The organism is Rhodoplanes roseus (assembly GCF_003258865.1).
Taxonomy (GTDB): domain Bacteria; phylum Pseudomonadota; class Alphaproteobacteria; order Rhizobiales; family Xanthobacteraceae; genus Rhodoplanes; species Rhodoplanes roseus.
In genome coordinates, this window is the sequence record NZ_NPEX01000241.1 from 1 (window position 1) to 9051 (window position 9051).

General features: G+C 70.9%; 13 protein-coding genes. 7 read left to right on the plus strand and 6 right to left on the minus strand.

Annotated elements, in window-relative coordinates; translation table 11 throughout:
* The 3 genes from CH341_RS24260 to CH341_RS24270 all read right to left on the minus strand — a co-directional run.
* On the minus strand, window positions 1-545 hold a 545-nt coding region (locus tag CH341_RS24260; RefSeq protein WP_111421557.1), incomplete at its 3' end, for an HvfC/BufC N-terminal domain-containing protein.
* Window positions 542-1405, minus strand: a complete 864-nt coding sequence (bufB, locus tag CH341_RS24265) for an MNIO family bufferin maturase (protein WP_111421558.1) — start codon at window positions 1403-1405, stop codon at window positions 542-544. The genes bufB and CH341_RS24260, both read right to left, overlap by 4 nt.
* Window positions 1406-1479: 74 nt before the next feature.
* On the minus strand, window positions 1480-1761 hold the full coding sequence (locus CH341_RS24270) for a BufA1 family periplasmic bufferin-type metallophore (RefSeq protein ID WP_111421559.1): 282 nt from the start codon (window positions 1759-1761) through the stop codon (window positions 1480-1482).
* Between the two features lie 214 nt (window positions 1762-1975).
* Here CH341_RS24270 and CH341_RS24275 point away from each other — a divergent pair, with 214 nt between their 5' ends.
* Both CH341_RS24275 and CH341_RS24280 read left to right on the plus strand, forming a co-directional pair.
* The gene (locus CH341_RS24275) at window positions 1976-2524 is read left to right on the plus strand and encodes a sigma-70 family RNA polymerase sigma factor (protein WP_111421560.1); all 549 of its coding nucleotides are present in this window, start codon (window positions 1976-1978) and stop codon (window positions 2522-2524) included.
* A gap of 4 nt (window positions 2525-2528) precedes the next feature.
* Window positions 2529-3167: an NrsF family protein gene (locus CH341_RS24280; protein ID WP_111421561.1), complete on the plus strand. Its 639-nt coding sequence runs from the start codon at window positions 2529-2531 to the stop codon at window positions 3165-3167.
* A 66-nt stretch (window positions 3168-3233) separates the two neighbouring features.
* Here the strand turns inward: CH341_RS24280 and CH341_RS24285 are convergent, their stop codons facing one another.
* Window positions 3234-3794 (minus strand): DUF1993 domain-containing protein, encoded by a 561-nt coding sequence (locus CH341_RS24285; RefSeq protein WP_245431232.1) that lies wholly within the window; start codon window positions 3792-3794, stop codon window positions 3234-3236.
* A gap of 20 nt (window positions 3795-3814) precedes the next feature.
* Window positions 3815-5242: a UbiD family decarboxylase gene (locus tag CH341_RS24290; RefSeq protein WP_111421562.1), complete on the minus strand. Its 1428-nt coding sequence runs from the start codon at window positions 5240-5242 to the stop codon at window positions 3815-3817.
* Window positions 5243-5453: 211 nt separating this feature from the next.
* Here CH341_RS24290 and CH341_RS24295 point away from each other — a divergent pair, with 211 nt between their 5' ends.
* The 4 genes from CH341_RS24295 (at window position 5454) to CH341_RS24310 (ending at window position 7234) form a co-directional block, all read left to right on the plus strand.
* Window positions 5454-5963: a MarR family winged helix-turn-helix transcriptional regulator gene (locus CH341_RS24295; protein ID WP_146604604.1), complete on the plus strand. Its 510-nt coding sequence runs from the start codon at window positions 5454-5456 to the stop codon at window positions 5961-5963.
* Between the two features lie 79 nt (window positions 5964-6042).
* Window positions 6043-6276 carry a hypothetical protein gene (locus tag CH341_RS24300; protein WP_111421564.1) on the plus strand — a complete coding sequence of 78 codons (234 nt, stop codon included), beginning with the start codon at window positions 6043-6045 and terminating at the stop codon, window positions 6274-6276.
* A gap of 159 nt (window positions 6277-6435) precedes the next feature.
* A complete protein-coding gene (locus CH341_RS24305; protein ID WP_146604605.1) occupies window positions 6436-6690 on the plus strand; it encodes a hypothetical protein in 255 nt (84 codons plus the stop codon).
* Between the two features lie 148 nt (window positions 6691-6838).
* Window positions 6839-7234: a hypothetical protein gene (locus CH341_RS24310; RefSeq protein ID WP_111421566.1), complete on the plus strand. Its 396-nt coding sequence runs from the start codon at window positions 6839-6841 to the stop codon at window positions 7232-7234.
* A 36-nt stretch (window positions 7235-7270) separates the two neighbouring features.
* Here the strand turns inward: CH341_RS24310 and CH341_RS24315 are convergent, their stop codons facing one another.
* Entirely contained in the window at window positions 7271-7645 is a 375-nt protein-coding gene (locus tag CH341_RS24315) for a hypothetical protein (protein WP_111421567.1), read from the minus strand.
* Between the two features lie 226 nt (window positions 7646-7871).
* On the opposite strand from CH341_RS24315, the gene recA reads away from it, so the two are divergent.
* Window positions 7872-8954 (plus strand): recombinase RecA, encoded by a 1083-nt coding sequence (recA, locus tag CH341_RS24320; protein WP_111421568.1) that lies wholly within the window; start codon window positions 7872-7874, stop codon window positions 8952-8954.
* Window positions 8955-9051 lie beyond the last annotated feature (97 nt).

The following is a 9051-nucleotide window of genomic DNA, read 5'->3' on the forward strand; positions in this document are numbered from 1 at the left end:
TCGGCGATGCCGAGGTCGACCGCGCCGAGCGCCGCTTCGCCGCTGTTCATGGCCCAGATCGTGACGACCGGATGCTTGGAGCGCACGATCTCGGCCGAGGGATGCAGCGTCACGCGCAAGCCGCCGAGCGCCTCCGGCGCGACGGCGCAGAACGCCTCGGCACCGAGCGGCCCCGCGTCGGCGGCGTGATAGGCGCGGGTGCGCGCCGCCTCGACCCGGGCCACGTCGGCGAGCCATGGCATGTCGGCGGCCGGCGGGAAGTCCTTCAGGAAGTCCGGAAACCCGTCGCCATAGTGCATCAGCAAGGGCGAGCGCGGCGGGTGCCGTCGCACGAACTCGCGCGCGGTGGCGGCGAAGAACGCCTCGCCGACGATCTTCTCCGTCGCCGGAAACCGCGTGCGGAGCGCCTCGACGAGGCCGACCGTCACGTTGTTGCGATAGACCGCGAAGCGTTTTTCGGGATGCCGCGCCGTGTGCGACGTGATCTCGCCCGGCAGCGGCCGGTCGGGATCGAGCAGCGCGGCGGCGAAGGGGGCGCTGCTCATGCGGCGTCCTTCCGAGCCGCGGCGTCCGCCCGCAGCATCGCCCGGGCTCGCGCCGCCTCGGCGGCGAGCACCGGCCACTCGGGCACGTCGTTGTCCCATTCGATCAGGGTCGGCAGCGCTCCGGTGCGGGCGATGGTTCGTTCGTAGAGCGTCCAGACCGGATCGGCGACCGGCGTGCCGTGCGCATCGATCAGCAGCGGCGCGCCGGCGTCGTCGTGTGTCTCGGCATGACCGCCGAGATGGATCTCCTTCACGCGCTCCAGCGGAAACGCATTCAGATACGCCTCCGCCGAGGTGCCGTGATTGGTCGCCGAGACGACCACGTTGTTGACGTCGAGGAGCAGGCCGCAGCCGGTGCGCCGCGCCACCTCGCGCAAGAAATCCGTCTCGGCGATGGTGCTGGTCTCGAACAGCACGTAGGTCGACGGATTCTCCAGCAGCATCTCGCGGCCGAGCGCGGCCTGCACGGCGTCGACATGCTCGCACACGCGCGCCAGGGTCTCGGGCGTGTAGGGCAGGGGCAGCAGGTCGTTGTAGAAGACCTCGCCGTGCGACGACCAGGCGAGGTGCTCCGAGAAGCTCGCCGGCGGATGGCGGGCGCACAGCGCCTTCAGCCGCGCCAGATGCTCGCCGTCGAGCGGCCGCAGGCCGCCGATCGACAGGCCGACGCCGTGGATCGACAGCGCGTATCGCTCGCGCAACGCCGACAGCATGGCGTGCGGCGGGCCGCCGGCGCCCATGTAGTTCTCGGCGTGGATCTCGACGAAGCCGATCGGCGCGTCGTCGGCGAGGAGGGCGTCGCGGTGCTGCGGCTTGAAGCCGACACCGGCATCCGCCGGCAGGGTGGATCGCACGAGCATGGTCGGGCCTCGTCTCGGCTTCACGACGGCGAAGGCGGGCGGGGCGCATCGCCCCGCCGCGCCGGAGGGGCTGGTCAGGAGGACTTCGGCATCAGCGAGCCCATCCCCTTGGGGGTGGTCATCGTGGTGCAGGTGCCCTTGGCGACCAGCTTCCAGGCATTGCCCTGGTAGTCGACCTTCGACGTGCCGGCGCAGGTGGTGCCGGGGCCGGCGGCGCAGTCGTTCTGGCCCTTGAGGGCGACGCCGTAGCACTTCTCCTTGTCGGCCCCCTGGGCGGCGGCCGGCGCGGCGGCGAGCGACAGCGCGGCCGCGAACGAGGTGGCCAGCACGGCGGCGAGGGCGGGCTTGGTGGTCATCGCAGTCTCCTGTGACAAGATCGGGGTCCGTCGCGGCGTCCCGGCGGGGCGCCGCAGGCGGGCCTGAGCGGCCGGCCGTATGGGCTCTTACGGGCGCGACGGTCGCGGGTTACGTCTTCACGGGCATGTGTTCGCCGGGCGACGACGGTCACGGCGTCGTGTATCAGGGCCGGGCATGTAACGAACCGGGTGCCGCCGCCGAAGGACAGTTCGGGTGAGCAAGGACGACGACGACTGGAGCCGTCTGATGCGGCTCGCCATGGCGGGCGACGGGGCGGCCTACGACCGCTGCCTGCGCAGCATGGCGTCGCGGCTCCGCAGCGGCGTGCGACGCGCCGTGACGCGGGCCGGGCTCGCCGCGAGCGATGCGGAGGACGTGGTGCAGGAGATTCTTCTGGCCGTGCATCTGAAGCGCCACACCTGGGACGCGGCCCGGCCGATCGGTCCCTGGCTGTCGGCGATCGCGCGCCACAAGACCATCGACGCGCTCCGCCGCCGCGGCGGCCGCGCCGGCGTGCCGCTCGACGACATTGTCGATATCCTGCCGGCCCCCGCCGAGGAGCCGGCGATCCGCGAGACCGAGCTGGTTCGGGCGCTGGAGCGCCTCCCGGCCGGCGAGCGCGCCGCCGTCACGGCGATCGCCGTGGACGGCGCCAGCTTCTCCGAGGCGGCGAGCAGGCTCGGAACCAGTGAAGGTGCCCTGCGGGTGGCGCTGCATCGCGGGCTGGCGCGGCTCAGCCGCACCGCCCAGGAAAGGACGTGACCCGATGAGGACCGACGATCTCGTCCGCGCCCTGGTGGCGGACGGCCCCATCCGGGAGCGGCCGCTCGCCGTGTCGCTGCCGGCCTTCGCAGCGGTGGGCCTGGTCGGCACGCTGGCGCTGTTCGTGGTGGTGCTCGGCCTGCGGCCCGACATCGGCGCGGCGGCGCAGACGGTGCGGTTCGTGCTGAAGCCGGTCGAGATGGGCCTGTTCGCGGCGCTCGGCGGTCTGCTGGCGATCCGGCTCGCCCAGCCGGGATCCTCGACACGCGGGCTGGTCGCCGGCCTCGCCGTGGCCGCCGGCCTCCTCGCCGCCGGGGTGGTCGGCGAGCTCGTGGCGGTGCCGGCCGCGGACTGGGGTGCCCGCCTGGTCGGCTCCAACGCGGCGGTGTGCCTCGCCAGCATCCCGCTGCTCGCCGCGCCGCTGCTGGCCGCGACCCTCTGGGCGCTGCGCCGCGGCGCGCCGCTCCATCCGGCCCGCGCCGGGGCGGCCGCGGGCCTGTTCAGCGCGACGGCGGGGGCGACGCTCTACGGGCTGCATTGCCCGGACGATTCGCCGTTCTTCGTCGCCGCCTGGTACTCGCTCGCCACCGCCGTGGTGGTCGTCGCCGGCGCTCTCGCGGGCCGCCGCTGGCTGCGCTGGTAGAAGCGGCCCTCGCGGTCGGCGGGATTTTTGTCGGCGATGATCCTGGTTGGACGGAGGACTTTCATTTCAGGACGATCTCGTGCGTAGCCGGCCTTCGTAATCACGCTTCCCGAGCGGCACGCCCTGTGATCGCAGGATGTCGTAGGCGGTGACGGCGTGAAAATGGAAGTTCGGCAGCGAGAAGGAGAGGATGAAGGTCTCCGACGTGAAGGACAGCCTTCGCGGGCCGATCCGAAGGTCCAGGTCCTTCCCCGCCCAGCCGTTGACCTCGTCGGGAGTGAATGCCTGCAGCGTCGTTTCCGCCTCGACGATCATGGCCCGCAGGTTGGCGAAAGGAACCGGCCCGACGAGGGCCGGAGGATTGAATGCGCCGGTCTTCAGCGCCTCAACGCCCCACACGGAATGGTGCCACGCTGCTTCGATCTGAAAATGGAACGGCGCCATGTCGTCGACGAGGCGGGTGTTCACGACACTGTCGGGATCGACACCCTTCTCCGCGAAATGCGTGGCCGCGCGGTCGAGGAAGCCTCCGATGGCCCTCACCGTCTGCAGGAAGGTCGGCACGCTGAGGTCATAGAGTGATACCGACACTGGTGTCTCCCCCACGAGCAGCTCGAGCGTCTTCATTTCGGCACGTGACGTGACGGTCAGGCGATGACGGCTCCCCACTTGGCCTCGATGCGCGCCGCCTCGTCCGCGGACAGCGCCGTCGAGGTCGGGAAGTCGTCTCGCCAGGCGAAGGGCTTGCACGCGTCGATGATCAGCTTGGAGTGGCTCGTGACGCCCGCCGCCTTGCGGTCCGGCGGGATTCGCGGGTCGAGGGCCGAGCTCCAGGCGTCGCGCACGATGTCGATGGTCTCTGCGGGTTCGCTGCGGGTCGTCACGGCCCACATCACGTCGGCGAGGTTGGACGGATCGATGTCGTCGTCCACCACCACCACGAGGCGGGCCATGTAGCTGTTCGCGGCCGCCATCAGGCCGGCCCGCTTGGCGTGTCCGCCGTAGCGCTGCCTGATGGCGATCACGGTCATCAGTTGCGAGACGTGCTGCCAGGCGCCGACCACGTCGGTGATGCCGGCGGTGGCGAGCGCCTCCCACAGCCCGGCCGCACGAAGCGGCAGGCCGAAATGGAAGCGCGGCGGCTTCATCGGCGGCGAGCCGAACAGGATGCAGTCGTCGCGGTGGCAGATGCCGCGCACGTTCATCACCGGGCCGGGCCGCGTGTCGGCGGCGTAGTAGCCGGTGAACTCGCCGAACGGCCCTTCCGGCAGCGTCTGCTGCGTCATCGGCAGGAGGTCGCCCTCCAAGATCATCTCCGACGATCCCGGCACCGGCAGGCCGGTCAGCGGCGCCGCGATGGTCTCCAGCGGCGCCCCCCGGATGGCGCCGGCGAAGTCGTATTCGGAATAGCCCTCGGGCAGATACTCGAAGCCGGCGACGAACAGCGACGGGTCGGGTCCGTTGACGATGGCGACCGGACATGATCGTCCACGATCCCAGTATTTCTTGGCGATGATCGCGCCGTGCCGGCCGGTGTGATCGAACTGCACCGTGACCTGGCTGCGATTGTGCACCTGCACCCGGTAGATCGAGGCGTTGATCCAGCCGTCGTCCGGATCGCGCATCACCACGATGCTGCCGGAGCCGATATAGGGGCCGCCGTCCGCCTTGTGCCACACCGGCACCGGATAGCGGCCGAGATCGACGTCGTCCTCCGCGACGATGGTCTGCAGGCAGGCGCCGTCCGGAACGTTCACGGGCGGCAGCCGCTTCAGCGTCTGGCGGCGCTGCATCCAGGCCTTCAGGGCGGCGAGCGGCGGCAGCATCGGGTCGATGCCGAGCGCCAGCGCGGCGCGCTGCGGCGTCGTCGTCGCATTGGTGAAGATGCGGAAGCGCGGGTCGCAGCCGGCGATGTCGGAGAACAGCAGCGCGGGCGCGTTCGGCTTGCCGGCGGCGACCTCGGTGATGGCGCCGATCTCGTGCACCGGGTGGGCGCCCGCGACCTTGCGCAACGCGCCGAGCGCGTCGACGCGATCGATGAAGCTCCGCAGGTCCCGGTCGCGGGTGTCCGGCATTCGTCCTCCGCTCGGAGTTTTCTCGACCAGCCGGAGCTCCAGCGGAGCCGGCGGCGTCTCCGGTATGTTAGTCAGATAAGCAATCTGAATAAAGTATAAATGCTGAGCATGCCGTGCCGTGATCGGCGCCGGAGAGGCTGCAGGGCGACGGCCTTGTGCGTCCGTCGCCCCCGCTGGCACAGTGCGGATCTCACGGAGGCGAGTGGCTCAGGTGTCGAGCAGGGCAGGGGGCGCGGGGTCGCGCCGCACGGGCGCGGCCGCTCCGGCGCGCGAGGGCGAGGCGGCGCGACGCGCCTATTTCCGCAGCGTCGCCGACACGCGCTTCATCGTCCGCAAGATCTTCCGGATGATCGAGGCCGAGGCCAAGCGGCGCGGGATCGATCCGATGGCGCACCAGGCGCTGCTGCAGATCCACGGCTCGCCCGACGGGCGGCTGCGGGTCAACGAGGTCGCGGCGCGGCTCGACGTCTCGCCGTCCTTCGCCTCGTCGCTGGTGAAGCAGCTCGTCGCGGCCGGGCTGGCCGCGACGAAGCGCGCGGCCGGCGACCCGCGGGCGACCGACGTGGCGCCGACCCGGGCCGGCATTCGTCTGCTGCACGAGATCGACGCGGCGGTCGCGCCGCATATCGGCCACTTCGCCGGCCAGCTCGACGCGGCCGAGCGGGCCGCCTGCCTGGCGATCCTCGGCACCTATGTGGGCCGGCCGGCGCGCCGCCGCTGAGAGCCGCGGAACAATCGGCCCGGTGCCTCTTTGGTGATCCGTCGCGGCCCGCATGCGCCGCCGTTCGAGGGAGACCGTCATGGACGTCGACAACCGTGCCGACCAGCGCCCGGACCCGTTCGCCCCCGGGCACTTCGAGAAGATTCTCGGCTCGGCCGTGCTGGCCGTGTGGGGCCGGCTGCCGCAGGACGTGCAGCACGACCTGTTCGAGGAGGCGATCCTGGCCGGCCACGCAAGCGAGCGCGACGAAGGTCTGCGGGAATCGCTCGCGCTGTTTCTCCACGACCGCCATCCCCGCACCGCCGACGCCTGAGCGCCTGAGCGCCTTGGGGCAGGGCAGCCGGGGCGCCGGGCCTGTGGCATCGGGGTCACGGATCCCCAGCCTCCGGGGTGCCGGGGTGGTGGCCCGCTTCTGCAACCGACAACCGTCCGTTAACCATGTCGACTGCACCCTGCCCCGGGGGGAAGCGACATGACACGATCGTCCGTGGTGGGTTCGGTGCTGGTGCTTGGTCTGGCGATCGCGCTGGCCGGCTGCACGACCGTCTCGGGTCCGGGCGGCGCCGTGGCGCGGCAAGGGGCCGGGGGTGGCGCCGGGGGTGGCGAGGGGGTGGCCAGGCGGGTGGCCAAGGACTCGGCGAGCGAGAAGGCGAGGGCCAGGATCACGGCGCAGCGCCCCGCCGCCGCTCCGTCTCGCCGCATGATGGTGATCGGCGCCGGCTGGTGAGGGGCTCCGGCCCGGTTCGATACGGAGCCTTCATCCCGTTTCGTTTCAATGTGTTTCCCCGGGCCGCGACGGGCTTTGGTTCGGCGCGCCGCAGCGTTAGGGTAGGGCCGCCGCAGTTGCGCCGCGCTCGTCCGGCAGAAGGACCGCCATGTCCCGCATCCCGCTGATTCTCCTCGCCTCTTCGCTGCTCTTCGCGGTCCCGCCGGTGCTCGCCGCACCGGCCGCGGACGCCGCCTCGGCGCAGGCCGAGGCCCCGAAAGCGGCCGCGAAGAAGAAGACGACCGTGACGGTAAGGCGTTCGCGCGGCTACGGATTCCTGCCCGGTTACGAGCCGCCGGACCGCCCGAGCCCGTATGCGTCGCGCTACGATTCGTGGATCGCGCGCCCCTACGGCCCCGGCCGCCGCTACCTCACCCCGGGCGGCTGGCAATGGGTCTACGGCTGGGGCGGTGCCCGCTTCTACCAGGGTCGCTGGAACGGTGGCGGCTTCGGCCCGTGCTGGACCGACACCCCCATCGGCCCGGTCTGGAACTGCGGCAAGTGACGCCGCGCTCCATCCTTTAAGCTCCTGAGCAGACAGCTATTTGGCCGGCTCCGGCGGCACGTCGCGGCGGCGCGTGCAGGCGGTCTCGCGCGGCGTGCAGGCGGGCCCCGGATTGTTGCAGACGGGCTTGCCCGCCTCCTCGGCCAGGCAGGTGACGCAGCCGTCCCCCCATGCCAGGCAGGTCGGATTCCTGGCCCCGAACGCCTGCACGGCCAGCCGCTCCGCTTCCGCCGCGTCCTCGCCCGACGCGGGCGGCGTCGCCGCCGTCCCAGACCGCATGGTGTCGATGTCGTCCGGGCCCGGAAGGTCGGCCGCGCCGCCCGTCACGGCGCCGAAAACCGTGAAGGCTAAAAGGCTTAGGGCGACCGACAGATGCCGTGCCGCGATCCGGATGCCAGGTCGTCTGCGCATGAGCAATCCTCGGCCGTTGCCACGCGCCGACATAGCACAGCGCCGCGCTCCGAGCAGCGCCGGCCCGGCCCTACCGCGATTCGTCGGCTCGCCGGGGATAGAGCCGATTAAACGTCCCGGGCGAAGAACATATTGCGAACGGAGAACAGATGGTGTACATGTGGGCCATGGAGGCGCGGCGTCTGCGTTGTCGGCCCTCCGAATCCCGGGCATAGAGGAGGTGTTGATGGCTTCGGCCCCCCTGCGAGTCGTAGAGAGTTCCTCCATGGACAAGACCAAGGCCCTGGATGCCGCGCTGACTCAGATCGAGCGGGCGTTCGGCAAGGGCTCGATCATGCGGCTCGGCAAGTCGACCAAGCCGCTGGAGATCGAGACGGTGTCGACCGGCTCGCTCGGGCTCGACATCGCGCTGGGTGTCGGCGGGCTGCCGCGCGGCCGCGTGGTGGAGATTTTCGGGCCCGAATCGTCCGGCAAGACCACGCTCGCGCTGCACTGCGTCGCCGAGGCGCAGAAGAAGGGCGGCATCTGTGCCTTCGTCGATGCCGAGCACGCCCTCGATCCGATCTATGCGCGCAAGCTCGGGGTCAATCTCGACGACCTCCTGATCTCGCAGCCCGACACCGGCGAGCAGGCCCTCGAAATCTGCGATACCCTGGTGCGCTCGGGCGCCGTCGACGTGCTGGTGGTCGATTCGGTCGCCGCGCTGGTGCCGCGCGCCGAGCTCGAAGGCGAGATGGGCGACGCCCAGCCCGGCATGCAGGCGCGGCTGATGAGCCAGGCGCTGCGCAAGCTGACCGCCTCGATCAGCCGCTCCAACACCATGGTGATCTTCATCAACCAGATCCGCATGAAGATCGGGGTGATGTACGGCTCGCCGGAGACCACCACGGGCGGCAACGCGCTGAAGTTCTACGCCTCGGTGCGCCTCGACATCCGGCGCATCGGCGCCATCAAGGAGCGCGACGAGGTCATCGGCAACCAGACCCGCGTCAAGGTGGTGAAGAACAAGCTGGCCCCGCCGTTCAAGCAGGTCGAGTTCGACATCATGTACGGCGAGGGCGTCTCCAAGCTCGGCGAGATCATCGATCTCGGCGTGAAGGCCGGTCTGGTCGAGAAGTCGGGCGCCTGGTTCTCCCACGACTCGACCCGCATCGGCCAGGGGCGCGAGAACGCCAAGAGCTTCCTGCGCAACAATCCGGACATGGCCGCCAAGATCGAGGCGGCGATTCGCCAGAACGCCGGCCTGATCGCCGAGAAGATCCTCGCCGGCGAGCCGGAGAAGGACGACGACGAGGGCGGCGACGAGTAGAAGCCGGCGCCGTTCGGCCGGTGAACCGTGAGGTCCGCCGGCGCGAGCGCGCCGGAACAGGTTTCGGAGCGCGGTCCGGCTCGGTCGAGGCGGAGCG